The 19,606-nt window shown below is 73.9% G+C and carries 19 protein-coding genes and 1 pseudogene; 3 read left to right on the top strand and 17 right to left on the bottom strand.

The genetic code is table 11. The annotated features are described in order from the left end of the window. The first annotated feature begins 10 nt into the window (after positions 1-10). Complete coding sequence (locus TOK_RS23260) at positions 11-463, top strand: nucleotide exchange factor GrpE (protein ID WP_098960124.1); 453 nt, start codon at positions 11-13, stop codon at positions 461-463. A gap of 16 nt (positions 464-479) precedes the next feature. Here the strand turns inward: TOK_RS23260 and TOK_RS33525 are convergent, their stop codons facing one another. From TOK_RS33525 to TOK_RS23230, 6 genes are all read right to left on the bottom strand, one after another. After that, positions 480-1,331, bottom strand: coding sequence for a hypothetical protein (locus TOK_RS33525; protein ID WP_216362072.1), 852 nt, complete (start codon positions 1,329-1,331; stop codon positions 480-482). A gap of 133 nt (positions 1,332-1,464) precedes the next feature. Beyond that, positions 1,465-2,022, bottom strand: a complete 558-nt coding sequence (locus TOK_RS23250; RefSeq protein ID WP_216362071.1) for a GNAT family N-acetyltransferase — start codon at positions 2,020-2,022, stop codon at positions 1,465-1,467. 152 nt (positions 2,023-2,174) lie between these two features. Next, on the bottom strand, positions 2,175-2,474 hold the full coding sequence (locus tag TOK_RS23245) for a hypothetical protein (protein WP_098960123.1): 300 nt from the start codon (positions 2,472-2,474) through the stop codon (positions 2,175-2,177). Positions 2,475-2,691: 217 nt separating this feature from the next. After that, positions 2,692-3,444, bottom strand: coding sequence for a YebC/PmpR family DNA-binding transcriptional regulator (locus TOK_RS23240; protein ID WP_098960122.1), 753 nt, complete (start codon positions 3,442-3,444; stop codon positions 2,692-2,694). 206 nt (positions 3,445-3,650) lie between these two features. Continuing rightward, positions 3,651-4,304 (bottom strand): pyridoxal 5'-phosphate synthase glutaminase subunit PdxT, encoded by a 654-nt coding sequence (gene pdxT / locus TOK_RS23235; RefSeq protein ID WP_253258581.1) that lies wholly within the window; start codon positions 4,302-4,304, stop codon positions 3,651-3,653. 24 nt (positions 4,305-4,328) lie between these two features. Next, positions 4,329-5,741: an NAD-dependent malic enzyme gene (locus TOK_RS23230; RefSeq protein ID WP_098960120.1), complete on the bottom strand. Its 1,413-nt coding sequence runs from the start codon at positions 5,739-5,741 to the stop codon at positions 4,329-4,331. Positions 5,742-5,870: 129 nt separating this feature from the next. On the opposite strand from TOK_RS23230, the gene TOK_RS23225 reads away from it, so the two are divergent. Next, a complete protein-coding gene (locus TOK_RS23225) occupies positions 5,871-8,033 on the top strand; it encodes an elongation factor G-like protein EF-G2 (protein ID WP_098960192.1) in 2,163 nt (720 codons plus the stop codon). A 45-nt stretch (positions 8,034-8,078) separates the two neighbouring features. Here TOK_RS23225 and TOK_RS23220 read toward each other — a convergent pair whose 3' ends face one another. Both TOK_RS23220 and TOK_RS23215 read right to left on the bottom strand, forming a co-directional pair. Further along, positions 8,079-8,387: an AzlD domain-containing protein gene (locus tag TOK_RS23220; RefSeq protein WP_098960119.1), complete on the bottom strand. Its 309-nt coding sequence runs from the start codon at positions 8,385-8,387 to the stop codon at positions 8,079-8,081. Then, positions 8,384-9,127, bottom strand: a complete 744-nt coding sequence (locus TOK_RS23215; RefSeq protein WP_098960118.1) for an AzlC family ABC transporter permease — start codon at positions 9,125-9,127, stop codon at positions 8,384-8,386. The genes TOK_RS23220 and TOK_RS23215 overlap by 4 nt, the downstream gene beginning before the upstream one ends. Positions 9,128-9,181: 54 nt before the next feature. Between TOK_RS23215 and TOK_RS23210 the strand changes: the two genes are divergently transcribed. Further along, positions 9,182-9,769: a helix-turn-helix domain-containing protein gene (locus TOK_RS23210; RefSeq protein ID WP_253258580.1), complete on the top strand. Its 588-nt coding sequence runs from the start codon at positions 9,182-9,184 to the stop codon at positions 9,767-9,769. A 16-nt stretch (positions 9,770-9,785) separates the two neighbouring features. On the opposite strand, the gene TOK_RS23205 is transcribed toward TOK_RS23210, so the two are convergent. From TOK_RS23205 to TOK_RS33520, 9 genes and pseudogenes are all read right to left on the bottom strand, one after another. Further along, on the bottom strand, positions 9,786-10,613 hold the full coding sequence (locus tag TOK_RS23205) for a hypothetical protein (RefSeq protein ID WP_098960117.1): 828 nt from the start codon (positions 10,611-10,613) through the stop codon (positions 9,786-9,788). 315 nt (positions 10,614-10,928) lie between these two features. After that, complete coding sequence (pdxS, locus tag TOK_RS23200) at positions 10,929-11,894, bottom strand: pyridoxal 5'-phosphate synthase lyase subunit PdxS (protein ID WP_098960116.1); 966 nt, start codon at positions 11,892-11,894, stop codon at positions 10,929-10,931. 10 nt (positions 11,895-11,904) lie between these two features. Beyond that, positions 11,905-12,450: an NUDIX hydrolase gene (locus tag TOK_RS23195; protein ID WP_098960115.1), complete on the bottom strand. Its 546-nt coding sequence runs from the start codon at positions 12,448-12,450 to the stop codon at positions 11,905-11,907. A 4-nt stretch (positions 12,451-12,454) separates the two neighbouring features. Next, entirely contained in the window at positions 12,455-13,615 is a 1,161-nt protein-coding gene (locus tag TOK_RS23190; RefSeq protein WP_098960190.1) for a glycosyltransferase family 4 protein, read from the bottom strand. 5 nt (positions 13,616-13,620) lie between these two features. Beyond that, complete coding sequence (locus TOK_RS23185; RefSeq protein WP_098960114.1) at positions 13,621-14,556, bottom strand: phosphatidylinositol mannoside acyltransferase; 936 nt, start codon at positions 14,554-14,556, stop codon at positions 13,621-13,623. Then, a complete protein-coding gene (gene pgsA, locus TOK_RS23180) occupies positions 14,553-15,173 on the bottom strand; it encodes a phosphatidylinositol phosphate synthase (RefSeq protein ID WP_098960113.1) in 621 nt (206 codons plus the stop codon). Before pgsA ends, TOK_RS23185 begins: the two co-directional genes overlap by 4 nt. A gap of 51 nt (positions 15,174-15,224) precedes the next feature. Continuing rightward, entirely contained in the window at positions 15,225-15,797 is a 573-nt protein-coding gene (locus tag TOK_RS23175; RefSeq protein ID WP_098960112.1) for an HIT domain-containing protein, read from the bottom strand. A 21-nt stretch (positions 15,798-15,818) separates the two neighbouring features. Further along, entirely contained in the window at positions 15,819-17,870 is a 2,052-nt protein-coding gene (gene thrS / locus TOK_RS23170; protein ID WP_098960111.1) for a threonine--tRNA ligase, read from the bottom strand. 42 nt (positions 17,871-17,912) lie between these two features. Continuing rightward, positions 17,913-19,606 (bottom strand): annotated as a pseudogene (locus tag TOK_RS33520) (hypothetical protein); the annotation flags it as partial.

The raw sequence follows: 19,606 nt of genomic DNA, 5'->3' as shown, positions 1-19,606 counted from the left end.
TTCCGGGGCCGTGGCCGAACCTTCCCTGCGCGACATCGCCGACAAGGTCGACGACCTCGCGCGGCTGCTCGCCCGGCAGGCCGGCGTGGCCGCCGCACGTCCCACCGGCGCGCCCGCCGGGCCCGACGTCGCGCTGCTCGTGGACCTGCACGCCCTGCGCTCCGATGCGCTGACCTGCGCGGCGACCGCGGCGACCGCCCCGGACGCCGAGGCGTTCGAGGCACTGGCCGGCGGCCTGGAACGGGTCCTCGCCGGGCGTGGCGGGATCGTCGTGGCACCCGTACCCGGTGACGTGTTCGACGCGACGACGATGGACGCCGCCGAGGTCGTCGCCGGCTCCGACGCCACGCTCGACCGGACCGTCGCCGCGACGCTCACCGACGGTCTGCGGGTGGGCGCGCGCTGTGTGCGGCCGGCCCGGGTGCGGGTGCGGGTGCACCGGGGCCCCACCGACGCGCCGTGACGGGTGCTGGTGCGGGTCAGCGCACCTTCGCGGCCAGCGCCACGGCCAGGTCGCAGTTGCCGTCGTCGGTGGCGAAGCCGACCGCGGCGCCGGGATCGGCGTCCGGGTCGAACCGGATGTCCGGGACCTTGCCCTCGCCCGCGGCGGTCGTCGACACGTAGACCAGCAGGTCGCCGCGGCGCACCAGCGCACCCGCCGAGCCGGTGCCGTCGCCGGTGGTGCAGAACGCCTCGTCGCCGGCCTCGACGGACTTGTTGAAGTACGCCGCCGACGACACGGTGATGCCGTTGCCGCGGTCCTCGCTCGTGCCGTGCGCGTTCTGCAGCTCGGTCGCGAAGCGGGCCGCCGCGTCACCGCCGGAGTAGCGGGCGATCCGCGCGAGCTTGCCCAGGTCCTCGGTGCCCTGACCGCTCTGCACCGCCCAGCAGCTCTCGGCGTCGGGCAGCACTCGCCCGTCGAGCATCGGGGCGGCGATCGACCCGATCCCGCCCATCGCGACCACATCGAACTGGCCGCCGAGCACGGAGTTCACGTCGGCGGTCGACACGGCCGGGCACTCCCCGCCGGCACCGCCGGTCACGCCGGCCGCGAGGCCCGTCACGGCCCGGTAGGCGAAGTACCCGCCGGCGCCGATCAACACGACGAGCACGACCACGACGATCGCGACGATCTTGCCGGTGTTGCTCCCCCGCCGCGGCGGGGGTGGCGGAGGCGGTGGGTAGCCGCCGCCCATGGGCGGTCCGAGAGGATAGCCGCCGCCGGGCGGAGGCGGGTAGCCGCCGGGGCCCTGCGGCGGACCGGGACGGCCCTGGGGGGCGGGCGGGTACCAGCGGCCATCGGGGCCCTGCGTCCATCCGGGAGTGCTCAAGGCCGTCTCCGTTCCCGTGCCGCGGGCACGGCGAGAGGGTCGTCAGGTCCGGCGACCGCGCGCCGCCTGCGGACACGCGGCTCGCGCGGCATTCTCCGCGGAACGGACGGCGGGCCCGCCACCGGGGCCATCGTCAGCGGTGGGACGCGGCCCGGCCGTCGAGGTGCCGCTCCATGCGGACCAGTTCCACCCCCGCGTCGTCGACGACCCTACCGGTCACCTGGTATCCCGCGGCCCCGTAGAAGCGGAGGTTGTCGTCGCTGCGTCCGCCGGTGACCAGCCAGAACGACCCGACGGTCGGCGGCGCCGCGGCGTGGAGCGCCGTGAGCAGGGCCCGCCCGACCCCGCCGCCCTGCACGTCGGGAGCCACGGTGAACCGGACGACCTCCATCGCCTCGCCCTCCACCCGGCCCCGGACCGACCCGACCAGCCGGGGCCCGAGCCACGCCGCGCGGGCGACGAGCAGTGGGCCGGCCGCTGCGAGGTCGGCCGTGATCTCCTGCAGCGTCTCGCGCAGCGGTGGGATGTGGGGTGCGTGATAGCGCTGCGCCTCGGTGACGTACGCGGCGCGCTGGACGGTCAGCATCTCGCCGGCGTGCTCCGGCGACGGCGCGGCGATCCGCAGACCGGTGGCGGACCCGGCGGCTGCCACGTCGGGCGCACCTGCCGGCGCCGCGTCCTCCTCGCTCACCGGGCACAGCACGGACGGCAGGCGATCGTCGTGGCGGCCATGCCGGCGACTGTAGCCAGGATCCGCGGCCGATCGATCACGCACCGATGTGATTCGCGGTGACGCGCGTCGCATTCCCCGACAATCGGGCCGAAATGGTCCGGGACAGCGGATCAGTGCGTTCCGGTGCGGAACGGAAGATCGTCGAACGGGCCGGACGCACCGTCCTCGTCGCCGTGCAGCTCGAAGTGCATGACCCGGGCCCAGGCGCCTTCTTTGCTCTCCGACGACTGGATCGCGTCGGCGACGATCGAGTACGACCTGGCCGACAGGAAGTCGAACACCGGGTCGAATGCCGGGTCGGTCATCTCGGCCAGGAGGGAGAACTCGGCGATGACGTACGGCCCGACCACGACGGCGTCGACCAGCCCGACGCGCTCGGCAAGAACCGTGAGCGGCTCCTCGTTGTCCACGCCCCGATATTGCATGCAAAGGTCAGGTAAAGCAAGAGAAAAGGTTGCTGGAATGACCTGGATCTCGGCATGAATGCGGCGAATTCGATATCCGGAACAGTGAACGGATATTGTGTCGAAACCACCCGGAACGGCTTGTTCCGAGTCGTTCCGGACATCTCCGGGGATCGGCGCCGTGGACGCCGGCCCCCGGGGACCGGGAGCCGGGCCGCGGACCCTAGGCGTCGACAGCCTCCATGACCTCGTCGCTCACGTCGAAGTTCGCGTAGACGTTCTGGACCTCGTCGGAGTCCTCCAGCGCGTCGATCAGCTTGAAGACCTTCCGCGCGCCCTCGGCGTCGAGCTCCACCTGCATCGTCGGCAGGAACGTCGGGTCCGCGGAGTCGTAGTCGATCCCCGCGTCGACGAGTGCCGTACGGACGGCGATCAGGTCGGTGGCCTCGGAGACGACCTCGAAGGACTCCCCCAGGTCGTTGACCTCCTCGGCGCCAGCGTCGAGCACGGCCAGCAGGACGTCGTCCTCGCCGAGGTCGTTCTTCGGGACGATCACGACGCCCTTGCGGTTGAACAGGTACGCCACCGAACCCGGGTCGGCCATCGCGCCGCCGTTGCGGGTCATGGCCGTGCGCACCTCGGTGGCGGCGCGGTTGCGGTTGTCGGTGAGGCACTCGATCAGCAGCGCGACGCCGTTGGGGCCGTAGCCCTCGTAGGTGATGTTCTGGTAGTCGGCGCCACCGGCGTCGGCACCCGAGCCGCGCTTGACGGCACGGTCGATGTTGTCGTTGGGGACCGAGCTCTTCTTCGCCTTCTGGATCGCGTCGAAGAGGGTGGGGTTGCCGTCGGGGTCACCGCCACCGGTGCGCGCCGCGACCTCGATGTTCTTGATCAGCTTGGCGAACATCTTGCCCCGCCGGGCGTCGATGACGGCCTTCTTGTGCTTCGTCGTAGCCCACTTGGAGTGGCCGCTCATCGCACTTCCCTTCCGCTGCTCACGTGCCGCACCTCAGCCCCCAGGCCGGGCCCACACGGGGCCGCGCAGCCGGGATCGTGCCGAACGTGCCGGATCCCGTCGATCCTACCGACCCCCCGGTCCGGCGCCCGACGGGCTGCGCACGGACCGGACCGCTCCCGTGACTCCGCTCGTGCGACCTGCTCCCACTCCTGCGACGCGGGGTCTCAGCCGCGAGCAGCCGCCGCGTCGCGCACCATGTCGACGAACATCGCGTGCACCCGGGTGTCTCCGGTCAGCTCTGGGTGGAACGCCGTCGCCAGCACGACACCCTGGCGCACCGCCACCGCCCGCCCCGCGGCCGCACCGGCGTCCTCGCCGGCACTCGTGACCGCCGGGACCGAGGCGAGGACCTCGACGTCGGCACCGACCTTCTCGACCCACGGCGCCCGGATGAACACCGCGCGGACCGGGCCGCCGGGCACCCCGTCGAACTCCAGGTCGGTCTCGAACGAGTCGACCTGGCGGCCGAAGGCGTTGCGCCGCACGACGACGTCGAGACCGCCGAGCTGCTGCTGGTCGGGGCGCCCGTCGAGGACCTCCGACGCCAGCAGGATCATGCCTGCGCACGAGCCGTATGTGGGCATCCCGCCGGCGATCCGCGCGCGCAGGGGCTCCAGCAGCTCGAAGACCCCGAGCAGGTTGCTCATGGTCGTCGACTCCCCGCCCGGGACGACCAGCCCGTCGACCGCGGCGAGCTCCGCGGCCCGGCGGACCGGGCGCGCATCGGCGCCGCAGCCACTCAGCGCGGACAGGTGCTCACGGACGTCGCCCTGCAGGGCGAGCACACCGATGACGGGGACGGGACGGGGGACGTTCACGGACATCCAGCGTAGTCGCCGCGGTCAGGCGGGCCGCCCGGCAGGCCGGGCCGCCTCGCCGTTGCGGATCGCGGCGGCACGCACCGCCTCGGCGACCGCCGGCGCGACTGAGGTGTCGAACACGCTCGGCACGATGAACGACGGGTTCGGCTCGGCGACGACATCGGCGATCGCGGCCGACGCGGCCAGCAGCATCGTGTCGGTGATGTCGCGGGCGTGGGCGTCGAGCAGCCCGCGGAACACCCCCGGGAACGCGAGGACGTTGTTGATCTGGTTCGGGTAGTCCGACCGGCCCGTCGCCACGACCGCGGCGTGCTGGTGCGCGACGGCCGGGTCGATCTCGGGGTCGGGGTTGGCGAGGGCGAACACCACGGCGCCCTCGGCCATCGTCGCGACCTCGTCGGCACCGAACAGGTTCGGGGCCGACACCCCGATGAACACGTCGGCACCGACGAGCGCATCGGCCAGCGAGCCGGACATGTTGCCCACGTTGGTCATCGCGGCGATCTCGACGAGGTTCGCGTCCATCCCGGCCCGGTCGCGGTGCACGATCCCCGCGATGTCGACGGCGACGACGTCGGCGGTCTGCTCCGAGTTCAGGAGCCGGATGATCGCCGAGCCCGCAGCCCCGACCCCGCACACGACGACGCGGATGTCGGCGAACTTCTTGCCCACCACGCGCAGCGCGTTGCGCAGGGCCGCGAGGACGACGACCGCGGTGCCGTGCTGGTCGTCGTGGAACACCGGGATGTCGAGCAGCTCACGCAGCCGGCGCTCGATCTCGAAGCAGCGTGGAGCGGCGATGTCCTCGAGGTTGATCCCACCGTAGGCGGGCGCCAGGATCTGGACGGTCCGGATGATCTCCTCGGTGTCCTGGGTGTCCAGGCACACCGGCCATGCGTCGACGCCGGCGAACCGCTTGAACAGGGCGGCCTTGCCCTCCATCACGGGCATCGCCGCGGCCGCGCCGAGGTTGCCCAGCCCGAGCACGGCCGAGCCGTCGGTGACGACCGCGACGGTGTTGCGCTTGATGGTCAGCCGCCGGGCGTCGGCGGGGTTGGCGGCGATCGCCTGGCAGACCCGCGCGACGCCGGGGGTGTAGGCCCGGGAGAGGTCGTCCCGGTTGCGGAGGCTGACCTTCGACTGGATCTCGATCTTGCCGCCCAGGTGGAGCAGGAAGGTCCGGTCGGACACCTTGCGCACGGAGACGCCGGGCAGCGCCTCGAGCGCGGTGGTGATCTCGTCCGCGTGCGTCTCGTTGAGGGCGTTGCAGCTGATGTCGACGACGATCGCGTCGGTGCGCGCCTCGACGACGTCGTACGCGGTGACGACGCCGCCGACGCGGCCGACCGCGACGGCGAGATCGCCTGCTGCGCTGGCGGATGCGGGCGCCTCGACGCGCGCGGTGATGGCGTATCCGGGACCAGGGATGGGCACGGCCGACGACCCTACTCCCGCGTGGAATCCGACTTCCGCCCTTGTGACCGACGGGGCGCGGGTGTGAGATCGAGCACAGGGCCCGGCGCACGGGGCGCCGCGCTCGACACCGCCTCGGAGGTGGTCGCGATGGCCGGCAGAGCAGACAGCGGGCAACGTGCGGGGACCGGTCGGGTCCCTGCCGTCACCGATCCCGCCCACGTACGCAACGTGGTCCTCGTCGGGCCCAGCGGAGCAGGGAAGACGACCCTCGTCGAGGCTCTGCTCGCCCACACCGGCACCATCCCGCGACAGGGCACCGTCCTCGACGGGAGCACCGTCTGCGACCACGATCCGGCCGCCGTCCGCCAGCAGCGCTCCGTCGCGCTGGCGGTCGCCCCGTTCGTCCACGGTGAGACGAAGATCAACCTGATCGACACCCCCGGCTACGCAGACTTCGTCGGTGAGCTGCGCGCCGGACTGCGCGCCGCCGACGCCGCCCTGTTCGTCATCCCCGCGTCCGAGGGCCACGAGGGCACCGTCGATCCTGCGACGGTCGCCCAGTGGGAGGAGTGTGCCGAGGTGGGGATGCCGCGCGCGGTGGTCGTCGCCCGCTGCGACCACGCCCGCGCCGCGCTCGAGACGACGATCGACGCCTGCCGCGACGCCTTCGGGACCGGAGTCTCGCCGCTCTACCTGCCGCTCCGCTCCCCCGAAGGTGGCCTCGCGGGCCTCTACGGTCTGCTGTCCCGGACCGCCGACGCAGGCGCATCCGGGGGCGCGGCACCCGACGGCGCCGACGACGCCCGCAGCGAGCTGATCGAGGGCATCATCGAGCAGTCCGAGGACGAGTCGCTCATGGAGCGCTACCTCGGCGGCGAGGACATCGACGTCGAAACGCTGGTCGACGACCTCGAGACCGCCGTCGCGCGTGGCTCGTTCCATCCCGTCGTCCCCGTCTGCGCCTCCAGCGGCATCGGCCTCGACGCCCTGCTGGAGGTCGTCGTCGGCGGGTTCCCGTCGCCGCTGGAGCACCCGCTCCCGCCGGTCTCGGGTGTCGACGGCAGCTCCCACGACACCCTCGTCGCCGACCCGGCCGGGCCACTGGCCGCGGAGGTCGTCCGCACCTCCGCCGACGCCTACGTCGGGCGCGTGTCGCTCGTTCGTGTCTTCTCCGGGACGCTGCGCCCCGACGCCACCGTGCACGTCAGCGGCCACATCCCGGTGCAGCGCACCTCACCGGAGGACAACGGCTCCGGTCCCGGCCCGGCCTCCGACGGTCACGACGTCGACGAGCGCCTCGCGCACGTCTACTCGCCCCTGGGCGCCACCCTGCGGGAGGTCGACAGCTGCATCGCCGGCGACATCTGCGCGCTCACCAAGCTCGGGTCGGCCGAGACGGGCGACACCGTCTCCGCCGCCGACCACCCGCTGCTGCTGCAGGCCTGGGACCTGCCCGACCCGCTGCTGCCCGTCGCCGTCGTCGCGCACTCCCGCGGCGACGAGGACGCACTGATCAAGACGCTGTCGAAGATCGTCGCGGCCGACCCGACGCTGCGCCTGGAACGCAACTCCGAGACCCACCAGACCGTGCTGTGGTGCATGGGCGAGGCGCACTCCGACGTCGTGCTGTCGCGACTGCGGGCCGGCGGCGCGGAGGTCGACACCGAGCCCGTGCGCGTCCCGATGCGGGTGTCGTTGGCGCGCAAGGGAAAGGTCACGGGGCGGCACGTCAAGCAGTCGGGGGGGCACGGCCAGTACGCCGTGTGCCACGTCGAGTTCGAACCCCTGCCGCGCGGCAGCGGGTTCGTCTTCGAGTCGAAGGTCGTCGGCGGCTCGGTGCCGACGCAGTTCGTCCCGAGCGTCGAGAAGGGCATCCGCGCCCAGCTCGACCGCGGGCTCACCGCGGGCGGCGACACGTCCTACCCTGTCCTCGACGTCCGGGCCACCCTCGTCGACGGCAAGGCGCACAGCGTCGACTCGTCCGACGCGGCGTTCCAGACCGCGGGCGGGCTGGCGCTGCGCGAGGCCGCCGAGGAGTGCGGCACGGTGCTGCTCGAACCGCTCGACGAGGTACGCGTCCGCATCCCCGACGACCATCTCGGGTCCGTACTGGGCGACGTGTCGTCGCGGCGCGGGCGGGTCCTGGGCACCGAGGTCGCGGGCACCGGCCGGACGCTGGTGGTCGCCGAGATCCCGGCCGTCGAGCTGCTGCGCTACGCCGTCGACCTCCGGGCCGCGACGTCGGGCACGGCGACCTTCACCCGCACGTTCGCCCGCTACGATGCCGCACCGGCGTCCGTCGCGACCTGACCCCACCGCCCCTGTGAGTGCCTCACGAGGTCCGTGCTCGCAGGGTCACGGCACTCCGAACAGGCGCAGGCCCGCCGTCGTGCCCGCCGCGAGGAGGACGACCAGCACGAACGGCACCCGGAGCAGCGCGGCGGCCGCACCGACCGCCACGCCTGCCGGCCGCGCCCAGCCCGCGAACCCGCCGCCCTCGGTGAGCGCGGCCGTCGCGGCCAGGGCGACGAGCAGGGCCGTCGCGCCCAGGTCGAGCAGCCGCTGCACCTTCTCCGGCACCTCGACCCGGCCCCGCAGCAGCAGCCCGGCCAGCCGCATCAGGTAGGTGCCGACGCCCAGGACGAGCACAGCCGTCCAGGTCACGACGTCACCGGTCCTGGAGCCGGCGGTCCCGGGGTCGCCGGGGTGGCCGGGCGCGCCCGGCCGGCCAGCGCCAGACCGGCGAGCCCCGCGAGCACCGGCAGGCCGGGCGGCAGGAACGGCGTCGCGGCCAGGGCCACGGCAGCGGCGCCGAGGCCGACCCGCCGCGCGTCGGCGGCACGCAGGCCCGGCAGCAGCAACGCGAGCAGCGCCGCGGGGAAGGCCGAGTCGATCCCGAACGAGTCGGGGTCGGGCACCGCCGCGCCCGCGACCGCGCCGACGACGGTGCCGACGTTCCACATCACGAAGAAGGAGATGCCGCACGCCCAGAACGCCCGGCGTGCCCGCAGGCCGGTGCCCCGGGCACGGGAGAACGCGACCGCCTCGTCGATCAGGATGTGCGCACCGAGCACCCGGCCCAGCGGGCGGTCGGCGACGACCGGCGCCATCGCGAGCCCGAACGGGATGTGCCTGGCGTTGAGCAGCAGCCCGCCGACGATCGCCGCGAGCGCTCCCCCACCCGCCGCGACGACCGCGACCGCGAGGAACTGGGAGCCGCCGGCGAAGACGATCGTCGACATGCCGACGATGATCGGCAGCGGGATGTCCGCGGCGGCCGCGAGCGCGCCGAACGACGCCCCGACGACTCCTAGCGCCGCCGCGAGGGCGAGGACGTCACGCAGGTCGGTGCGGGACCCGTCAGCGGGGCTGCCCGCGGCAGGTGTTCGACGAAACGAACGCATGGTGTCCTACACTGGACACCACGTCAGTGTTCGTCAAGTCGAACGAGGAGTCCGGTGGAACGAACGAAAGAGCCGGAGCCCGCCGACGTGCCGGAGGGCCCGCCGCTGCGCGCGATCGCGGACGCGGTCCGCCGCGAGCGCACCCGGCGCGAGCTGTCCCTCGGTGAGCTCGCCCGGCGGGCCGGCCTGTCCAAGTCGACGTTGTCGCAGCTCGAGAGCGGTTCGGGCAACCCGAGCGTCGAGACGCTGTGGGCGCTCGCCGTCGCGCTGGGGGTGCCGTTCGCCCGGTTGCTCGAGACGCCGTCGCAGCCGGTCCGTGTCGTCCGCTCCGGCCACTTCGCCCCGCTCACCTCCGACCGGGCGCCCTTCACCAGTGCGCTGCTCGCGGCCTGCCCGCCCGGCGCGCGCCGCGACCTGCACTTCGTCACCGCCGAGCCCGGCGCGGCCCGGGAGGCGCACGCGCACATTCCCGGCACTGTCGAGCACATGCTCGTGAGCGCGGGCCGCTGGCTGGCCGGGCCAGACGGCGAACAGGTGGAGCTGGCGCCCGGCGACTACGCCTGCTTCCCCGGCGACCGCCCCCACACCTACACCGCGCTGGCCGCAGGCAGCGCCGCGATGCTGGTCATGGAGTACACCTGACGCCCGCCCGGGTCGCTCACATGGTGCCGCCCGGGGCCATCGGACCCGCGGCGCCCGGCGTGGTCCCGCCGGGCATTGCGGGGAGGGTCGTCACGGGTGCGGTGACCGGCGGAGCGGCAGCACCGGGAACAGCGGGCGTACCAGGAAGCGCGGGAGTCCCCGGCACAGCAGGCGTCCCCGGCACAGCAGGGACGCCCGGGACGGCGGGCGGGCAGGTCGTCACCGGCGGGGCCTGGGCGGTGCCGGACGAGGCCCCGGGATCGGGCGTGCCGCTCTGGTCGCCCGGAGCCTGGTCGTCCGAGGCCTGGTCGCCACCGCCCTGGTCGTCACCGGCGCCCTGGTCACCCGGGTTCTGGTCGTCGGAGGCCTGGTCGTCATCGGAGGTCTTACCCCCCGCGTCCTGGTCGTCCGAGGACTGGTCGCCCGCGTCCTGGTCGCCCGCGTCCTGGTCGCCCGAGGACTGGTCGTCCGAGGACTGGTCGTCACGGTCGTCCTGGGCGCTCTGGTCGTCCCCGCCGGAGGCGTCGTCGTCCCCGCCGGAGGCGTCGTCGTCCCCGCCGGAGGCGTCGTCGTGGCCGCCGGAGGCGTCGGAGTCCTCGTCGCCACCACCCCCCTCGACGGCCGGCCCTGCCTGCGGCGTGCCGCCGGCGGTCGACGGCGTGCCCGGCACCGCGAGCGCTCCGGGCGGCATGGTCGTCAGCGGCACGAGGCCCGGCGCCGCGGGCGTCCGGGTGCTGCACGAGACCGCGCGCGGCACCGGGTCGGTCGAGGCCGCGAAGGCCATGGATCCGCCGAACAGCGTGCCGGCGATCACGATGCCACCGATCGTCACGTAGCGCCTCATCAGGCTCCTCCCTCACTCCTGTCACATGAACCACGACGAAGGTTAGGTGCGCTGCGTGATCACCGTGAGGTGTTGTCACCGGTCCGTGGAGCCCCTGACCGACGCCCTCTCACAATCCGTGATCGTGGGTCGGCGCGGCTCGCCAGGTGGGGCACATCGTCGTGACGGACCGTCACCGCACTCGCGGCAAGTGGCCGGATCGGGCAGGTCGACCCGTTCGAGCGACCGGCCCGCCCGGAGGGAGCGGGAACGGGAACGGCCCCGGCACGCGGATCGCGTGCCGGGGCCGTCCGTGGGACAGCTAGCGGGGTGAGGTCACCAGCCGCGGGAGGCGTAGCGCTGCTCAGCGGGCAGGTCGGGGATGTTGATGCCGACCATGGCCTCCCCCAGCCCACGCGACACCTTGGCGATGACATCGGGGTCGTCGTGGAACGTGGTCGCCTTGACGATCGCGGCCGCACGCTGCGCCGGGTCGCCGGACTTGAAGATGCCGGAGCCGACGAACACGCCCTCGGCGCCCAGCTGCATCATCATCGCCGCGTCCGCCGGGGTGGCGATGCCGCCCGCGGTGAACAGCACGACGGGCAGCTTGCCCTTGGCCGCGACCTCGCGGACCAGCTCGACCGGCGCCTGGAGCTCCTTGGCCGCGACGAACAGCTCCGTCTCGTCGAGGGTGCCGAGGCGGCGGATGTCGGAGCGGATCTGGCGCATGTGGCGGGTGGCCTCGACGACGTTGCCGGTACCGGCCTCGCCCTTCGAGCGGATCATGGCCGCGCCCTCGGCGATGCGGCGCAGCGCCTCACCCAGGTTGGTCGCGCCACACACGAACGGCACGGTGAAGGCCCACTTGTCGATGTGGTGCGCCTCGTCGGCCGGGGTGAGGACCTCGGACTCGTCGACGTAGTCGACACCCAGGGACTGCAGGACCTGCGCCTCGACGAAGTGCCCGATGCGCGCCTTGGCCATCACCGGGATGCTGACCGCGGAGATGATGCCCTCGATCATGTCGGGGTCGCTCATGCGCGCGACGCCGCCCTGGGCGCGGATGTCGGCGGGGACGCGCTCGAGGGCCATGACCGCGACGGCGCCGGCGTCCTCGGCGATCTTCGCCTGCTCGGCCGTGACGACGTCCATGATCACGCCGCCCTTGAGCATCTCCGCCATCCCGCGCTTCACGCGTGCGGTGCCCTGCTGGGAGTCGCTGGTCTCAGCGGGGGAAGTGGCGGGAACGGCCTGGTCGGACGACACGATGGAACCCTTCTTGACGACAGATCGACGCATCGATCCTACGTCAGTACACCGGGTCACTCGGCGCCGCGGCGGACGTGCTCCGGCCCACGTCGGGGTCCGCGATCTCGAAGTACTCCGGGACCGGTGCGGTACCGGCCAGGTGCAGCCACCGGACGAGGCGTCGGGACCGCAGTCCGAGGGTGTCGCGGACGGCGTCGTTGTGGACACGGCGGGCCAGTACGACCAGCTGTTCGGCGTCGGTGAGCTCGGCGGCGGGGCCGGTGGGCAGGCCGCTGCGGTCGACCCCGGCGAGCGCGCGGGTGAGGGTGTTCTCGACGGTCTCGGCGCGACCGTCGCCGGGTGGGGGCCGCAGCCCCGTGCGGGCGTCGAGGGCGGTGCGCAGGGCCGCGGCGCCGGGTCCGCGGAGCGCCGGCAGGCAGCCGACCGCTGCGGCGGCGCGCCGGTCGAGTGCGTGGTGCAGGCCGTCGCGGGCGGCGTCGGTGCGCACGTGCAGCCGGTCGAGGCGCCGGGCCCGGCCGATGCAGGAGACCACGACCGTCGCGACCAGCAGCGCACCGACGACGAGCGCCCAGACCAGGAACGTCATCGGCTCAGCGGGCCGTGGCGACGACGCGGCGCGGGTCGGCCGCCACCGCGGCCCGGTAGACCTGCAGCACGGCGCCCGCGACGACCGGCCAGTCGAACGCAGCGGCGCGGACCCGGCCGGCGGCACCCAGCGCGGCGCGGCGTGCGGGGTCGTCGAGCAGTGCGGCGAGACCGGCGGCGAGCGCGGCGGCGTCCCCGGGCGCGGCGAGCGTGCCCGCGGCCGGTCCGCCCAGGGGGTCGGCGACGACGCGCCGGAACGCGTCGATCTCGCTCGCGAGCACGGGTGCACCCGCGGCCATGGCCTCGGTGAGGACCATGCCGAAGCTCTCGCCGCCGAGGTTCGGCGCGCAGTAGACGTCCATCGAGCGCAGCGCCGCGGCCTTGGTCTCGTCGTCGACGGCACCGAGCACGTCGAGCCGGTCGGCGACGGGCCCCGCGCGGCGCACGAGCGAGTCGGCGTCGCCACGGCCCACGACGAGCAGCCGCAGGCCGGGCCGGTGCGGTGCGAGCCGGGCGAGCGCGTCGAGCAGGACGGGCATTCCCTTGCGGGGCTCGTCGAACCGGCCGAGGAAACCGACCGTCTCGATCCCCGGCCGCGGACACCCCGGCAGCAGCGGGCCCTCCGCGAACAGACCGACGTCGACGCCGTTGGGGATCTCGACGGCGTCGCCCCCGAGGTGCTCGACCTGGACGCGGCGGGCCAGCGTCGACACCGCGATGCGTGCGGTGACCTTCTCCATCAGCGGTCGCAGGACGCCGCCGAACGCCGAGAGCGCCCGCGACCGCTCCGTCGAGGTGTGGAACGTCGCGACGATCGGTCCCTCGGCGGCGAGCAGGGCCAGGACGGAGATCGAGAACGTCGTGGGCTCGTGCAGGTGCAGCACGTCGAAGGTGTGCTCGGCGAGCCAGCGCCTGACCCGCGCGTACGAGACCGGGCCGAACGTGACGCGGGCGACCGACCCGTTGTAGGGGACGCCCAGCGCCCGGCCCGCGGAGGTGACGAACGGTGGGAGCGGCGCCTCGCCCGGCTCGCGCTCGTCGTCGGCGGGGGCGAGCACGTCGACGCTGTGGCCCAGCCGGATCAACGCCTTGGCCAGGTCGACGACGTGCGCCTGCACCCCGCCCGGCACGTCGAGCGAGTAGGGGCACACGATCCCGATCCGCAGCCCGGTCATCCGACGGCCACCGGGTCGGGCACGTCGGCGGAGAAGACCGGCTGCAGCATGTGCCAGTCCTGCGGGGCGGCGCGGATCAGCTCGGTGAACGCGTCGGCGACCGCCTGGGTCGCCGCGGCGACCCCGCTGCGGCCGGCCACGTCGACCGCCTCCGCGAAGTCGACCGACCAGCCACCTTCGGTGAAGCCGCTGCGGACCGGCACGAGCAGGGAGCCGGTCATCGCCGCCATCCGGGCCGGGCCGACGGGCATCCGCGCGGCGTGGCCGAAGAGCGTCACGTCGGCACCGGTGGACGACAGGTCGCGATCGGCGACCAGACACACCAGCCCGCCCGCACGCAGCCGGGAGACCAGCCCGCGGTAGACCGCCGAACCGTCGTCGGCGGCGAAGACCTCGAACCCGAGCGACTCCCGGTACCCGACGAACCGGCGGTAGACGTCCTCGGGACGCAGCCGCTCGACGACCGTGCTGAAGGCCGGGTCCAGGCCGGCGGCGCGCAGCATCTCGATGACCCACACCCCGGCGGCGTCCCAGTTCCCGCTGTGCGGCAGCGCGAGGATCACCCCGCGGCCGCCGCGCAACGCGGCCAGGGTCGGTTCGAGGCCGGTGAAGACCGTGTCGCGCACGATCGTCGAGGGCGCGATCACCGGCAGCCGGAACGCCTCGCGCCAGTACCGGGCGTAGCTGCGCATCCCGGCCCGGACCAATGCGTCGAGCTCTCCGGGGCCGGCGTCGGGGACGACCCGGGCCAGGTTGGCGCGCAACCGCGTCACACCGGGGCCCGCGCGCCGGGCGGCCACCACACCCGCGGAGTCGAAGATCGTGGTGGCGACGCCGGCGGGCAACGCCTTCACGACGCTCCACCCGGCGCCGTAGGCGAGTCCCGCGAGCCGCTCCCCCCGCGCCGGCCGGGCGTGCCCGGACGTGGTCACTGCTCGGCCCGCTCGGCGGCCTGCGCGCTGCGGTGGACCGCGACGATCCGTTCGCCCACCGTCCAGATCGACAGGGCTGCGAGCAGCCACAACGCCACGGTCAGCGCGTACGGCACGCCCACCCCTTCGAGGAACGTGCCGAGCAGGGTGATGATCAGCCGCTCCGCGCGCTCCACGAGTCCGCCGTCGGCCCGCAGGCCCGACGCCTCGGCCCGAGCCTTGACGTAGGAGGTGATCTGGCTCGCGACCAGGCAGATCAGCGCCGCGATGCCGAGCGTGCGCTGCTCCCCCGCCCCGAGGCACCACCACGCCAGCCCGGCGAACAGGGCGCCGTCGGCGATCCGGTCGCACACCGAGTCGAGGACCCCACCGAACAGCGTGGACCGGCCACGGGCCCGGGCCATCGCGCCGTCGACGAGGTCGAACAGCACGAAGAGGGTGATGATCCAGGGGCCGATCGCGAGCTGGCCGCGCGGCAGGAACCAGAGGGCCGCGGCGACGGACCCGATGGTCCCCACGACGGTGACGACGTCCGGGGTGATCCCGCGCTGCACCAGCGCGCGACCGATCGGGTCGGTGACGCGGCTGACGGCGGCACGAGCGAAGACGTTGAGCATCGGCTGCGGCCGACTCCTGGCGTTCGGAAGAGGAACCTGACCGTCGCCAGACTAGTCGGGTGAGCTGCGCGGCCCGGTGGCGGGCACGCCGCTCTCAGGAGCTTCCCAGGCTTCCGCGAGCAGCTCCCGGGTCTCCGACAGCAGCTGCGGGATGACCTTCGTCTGCCCGACGACGGCGATGAAGTTCGCGTCGCCGCCCCAGCGGGGCACGACGTGCTGGTGCAGATGGTCGGCCAGGGACCCGCCTGCGACCGTCCCCAGGTTCAGCCCCACGTTGAACGCGTGCGGCGCCGCGACCTTCTTCATCGCCCGGATCGCCTGCTGGGTGAAGGCCATCAGCTCCGCCGACTCGTCGGCCGTCAGGTCCTCCAGCTCCGCGACGTGCCGGTACGGCAGCACCATGAGATGCCCCGGGTTGTACGGGTGCAGGTTGAGCAGCGCGTACACGGCCGTCCCGCGCGCCACCACGAGTCCTTCGTCGTCGGGGAGCCGGGGGATGCGGCAGAACGGGCAGCCGCTCTCCCCGGCCTCCTTGATGTAGGCGAGCCGGTGAGGCGTCCACAGCCGGCGGAATCCGTCGGGGGTGCCCACCCCGTCCTGGGGCTCCAGCACCGGCTCGCTCATGCCCGGAATCCTAGTGAGCGACTAGTGCGCGACGCCGAAGGTCTCCGCCGTCGGCGAGGCGTTCTCGCGGCGGTCGATCCAGCCGCACAGCGCCTCCACGGCGTCGGCCACCGGCACCCCGTTGACCTGGGTGCCGTCGCGGAACCGGAAGCTCACGGCGCCCGCCTCCACGTCGCGCGCGCCCGCCAGCAGCATGAACGGCACCTTCTGCATGGTGTGCGTCCGGATCTTCTTCTGCATCCGGTCGTCGCCCGCGTCGAGCTCCACCCGCACGCCCCGCTTCTTCAGGGCCGCGACGATCTCCTGCACCGCGGGCACCTGGTCGTCGGTCACCGGGATAGCAACGGCCTGCACCGGCGCCAGCCACGCCGGGAACGCGCCCGCGTAGTGCTCCAGCAGGACGCCGAAGAACCGCTCGATCGACCCGAACAACGCCCGGTGGATCATGATCGGCTCCTGGCGGGAGCCGTCGGCGGAGGTGTACTCCAGGTCGAACAGGCCCGGCTCCATGAGGTCGACCTGGATCGTCGACAGCTGCCAGGTGCGGCCGATCGCGTCCTTGGCCTGGACGCTGATCTTCGGCGCGTAGAACGCCGCGCCACCCGGGTCGAGCACCAGCTCGAGGCCCGACGCCTCCGCGGCCTCGCGCAGCGCCTCGGTGGCCATCTCCCAGTCCTCGTCGCTGCCGATCGACTTCTCCGGGTCGCGAGTCGACAGCTCCAGGTAGAACTCGTCGAGCCCGTAGTCGCGCAGCAGGTCGAGCACGAACGTCAGCAGCGAACGGATCTCGTCCTGCATCTGCTCGCGGGAGCAGTAGATGTGCGCGTCGTCCTGGGTGAACCCGCGGGCGCGGGTCAGGCCGTGCACCACACCGGACTTCTCGTAGCGGTACACCTGACCGAACTCGAACAGCCGCAGCGGCAGCTCCCGGTAGGAGCGCCCGCGCGACCGGAAGATCAGGTTGTGCATCGGGCAGTTCATCGGCTTCAGGTAGTAGTCCTGGGCCTGCCGCCGCAGCTCGCCGTCGGCGCCGTACTCGGCATCGACCTGCATGGCCGGGAACATGCCGTCGGCGTACCACTCGAGGTGCCGCGAGGTCTGGAAGAGCTGCCCCTTGGTGATGTGCGGGGTGTTGACGAACTCGTAGCCCGCCTCCTCGTGCCGGCGGCGCGCGTAGTCCTCCATCTGCTTGCGCACCACACCACCCTTGGGGTGGAACACCGGCAGGCCCGAACCGATCTCGTCGGGGAAGGAGAACAGGTCGAGCTCCGAGCCGAGGCGGCGGTGGTCGCGCTTCTCGGCCTCCAGCAGCCGGTCGAGGTAGAGGTCGAGCTGCTCGGTGGACTCCCACGCGGTGCCGTAGATGCGCTGCAGCATCGGGTTCTTCTCGCTGCCACGCCAGTACGCCGCGGCACTGCGCATCAGCTTGAAGGCGGGGATGAACTTCGTCGTCGGCACGTGCGGGCCGCGGCACAGGTCGGACCAGACGACCTCGCCGGTGTGGGCGTGCACGTTGTCGTACGCGGTGAGCTCGCCCGAGCCGTCGACCTCGACGACGTCGTCGGCCGGCGCGCCCTTGAGGTCGATGAGCTCCAGCTTGTACGGCTCGTCGGCGAGCTCCTTGCGGGCCTCGTCGAGCGAGTCGTAGCGACGCCGGGAGAACCGCTGCCCCGACTTGATGATCTTCTTCATCGCCGACTCGAGCTTCGACAGGTCCTCGGGCGTGAACGGCTGCGCGACGTCGAAGTCGTAGTAGAAGCCGTCGGTGACGGGCGGGCCGATGCCGAGCTTCGCGTCCGGGTTCACCTGCTGCACGGCCTGGGCCAGCACGTGCGCGGCGGAGTGCCGGACGACTGCGCGGCCGTCCGCGGTGTCGGCGCCGACCGCCTCGACGGTCACGTCGGCGTCGGGGACCCACGCGAGGTCACGCAGGTGACCCTCGGCGTCGCGGACGACGACGACCGCGCTCGGACCGTTGGACGGCAGGCCTGCCTCCCGCACCGCGGCACCGGCCGTCGTACCGGCCGGCACCTGGACGGTGGCGGACGCGGGCTGGGCGGATGGTGCGGACACGACTTGCCTCCGAAGGACACGTAAGGATGTGTGCTGTCGAGGCTATCGCCCGGGGTCGACCGGGTTCCCGCCGTCCCGTCCCGCGGCCGGCGGGGTCGCGGCGTCGGGAGCGGATCGGGCACCCGGGATCGGCGGCGTGGTGCTCCCGGTGGGGTCCTCGGCCCGCTCCGTGAGGTCGTCCCGGTCGCGGGGACCGGGCGGCTCGAACAACGACGGTGACGCCCACGGTGCCGGCTGCGGGACCGCCGCCCCCACACCCTGCAGGGCCGCGGCCACGACACGGTCGACCGGCGCCTGCGCCGCCCGCGGGTGCGGGACCGGTCGTGGCCGTTCCGCAACGGGATGCACCGCCGACGCGGTCGGGTCAGCCGGCCTCGGCTGCTGCGGGGGGCTCGGCGGCACCGGCGCGGTCGCAGGGGTCGAGGTGTGCCGGCCGGGGCCCGGCGCACCGGTGACCGGCGAGGAGGGCGCGCCCTCGGGACGGGAGTGCCTGCCGGCGCCGAACCATGGATGCGGCTCGGAACCCTCGGTCGGCCCCGGGTCGGCGGGCGAGGTGTCATCCCCGACCGCGGGCGCGGGGTCGGCCGCCGGGACCTCGTCCGCCCAGGTAGTGGCAGGTGGCAGGTCGTCGACGGGCGAGGGCGGCTCGGGCGGGACCAGCCCCGTGAACAGGGCGGACCCGGACAGGCCTGCGACGGTACCCGCACGGTCGAGCGCCGCGACGACGTCCGTCGCCGCCGGGGCCGCTCCCCCGGGTCCGACCCCGCGGCCGAGCACTGACGCCGTCGACCAGCCGGCCGCGCGGCCGCTCGGCGTCGGGCGGTCGTCGGGGTCGCCGTCCTGGTGGAGGTCCGGTGCGGCGCCCTCGTACCCCGGGCCGCCGGGCACGGTTGCTGTCGACGGCGGCGGTCCGTCCGGGGCCGCGGCGGCAGCAAGGTCGCCCGGCGGCGCCGGAGCCGGCTGGGCCGGCCTCGTCGGCATCGCGACGGGCACCGCCGGGACCGGCGACGCAGCGGCCGCGATCGGCGGGACGGCCGAGGCGACAGCCGCCCGGGCGGGCGCGACGGGCATGGCGACGGGAGCCGCCGGGGTCGACGACGAGTAGTCCGTCGGCCCGGCCGGAGCCGCTGCCGGCAGGACGGGCTGTGCCGGGGCCGGCCGGGTGGAGCGGGCGGACGTCGCGGAGGCCGGCCCAGGGAGAGACGGCCCCGAGCGGAGCGGCCCACTGAAAGACAGCCCCGAGAGGGACGGCCCCGAGAGGGGCGGCTCGGGAGGAGACGGCGCCGGGAAGGACCGCGCCGGCAGGGATGCCGCCGGCGCGACGCGGGTCGGGAGTGCGGCCGGGTCGGAGCCGAGGCCCGTGGCGCCCGGCTGTGTCCCCACGCCTCCCGGCGACGGCCCGACGACGGGCAGCGCCATCGTCGCCGGGTCGCCGTCCGACGGCGGGCGCTCGACCGGCCCCACCGTCTGGCCGGGAAAGGGCTGCGCGTCCGGTGCCGGGATCGTCTGCGGCGGCGGGATCGTCTGCGACGGGGCCGTCCGCGGCGGGGCCGGGTCGGCCGTGTCGGCGGCCCGCTCCGGAGCCTCGGCATTCCGACTCCCGGCGCCCGCGTGCTCGCCACCAGGGCGCTCGGTACCTGCGCGCTCGGCGGTCGGACGCTCGGCGACCGCGCGCTCGGCGGTCGGACGCTCGGCGACCGCGCGCTCGGTGCTCGGACGCTCGGCGACCGCGCGCT

The organism is Pseudonocardia sp. N23, assembly GCF_002583555.1.
Taxonomy (GTDB): domain Bacteria; phylum Actinomycetota; class Actinomycetes; order Mycobacteriales; family Pseudonocardiaceae; genus Pseudonocardia.
The sequence above is the reverse complement of the archived record's forward strand: the minus strand, read 5'-3'. Positions and strand labels throughout refer to the sequence as shown.

What these genes read in the sequence shown, in the direction of transcription:
- TOK_RS23240 (WP_098960122.1), bottom strand. Translation starts at nt 3,444, where the DNA reads ATGAGCGGCCACTCCAAGTGGGCTACGACGAAGCACAAGAAGGCCGTC.
- TOK_RS23225 (WP_098960192.1), top strand. Translation starts at nt 5,871, where the DNA reads ATGGCCGGCAGAGCAGACAGCGGGCAACGTGCGGGGACCGGTCGGGTC.
- TOK_RS23215 (WP_098960118.1), bottom strand. Translation starts at nt 9,127, where the DNA reads ATGCGTTCGTTTCGTCGAACACCTGCCGCGGGCAGCCCCGCTGACGGG.
- TOK_RS23205 (WP_098960117.1), bottom strand. Translation starts at nt 10,613, where the DNA reads ATGAGGCGCTACGTGACGATCGGTGGCATCGTGATCGCCGGCACGCTG.
- pdxS (WP_098960116.1), bottom strand. Translation starts at nt 11,894, where the DNA reads ATGCGTCGATCTGTCGTCAAGAAGGGTTCCATCGTGTCGTCCGACCAG.
- TOK_RS23195 (WP_098960115.1), bottom strand. Translation starts at nt 12,450, where the DNA reads ATGACGTTCCTGGTCTGGGCGCTCGTCGTCGGTGCGCTGCTGGTCGCG.
- pgsA (WP_098960113.1), bottom strand. Translation starts at nt 15,173, where the DNA reads ATGCTCAACGTCTTCGCTCGTGCCGCCGTCAGCCGCGTCACCGACCCG.
- TOK_RS23175 (WP_098960112.1), bottom strand. Translation starts at nt 15,797, where the DNA reads ATGAGCGAGCCGGTGCTGGAGCCCCAGGACGGGGTGGGCACCCCCGAC.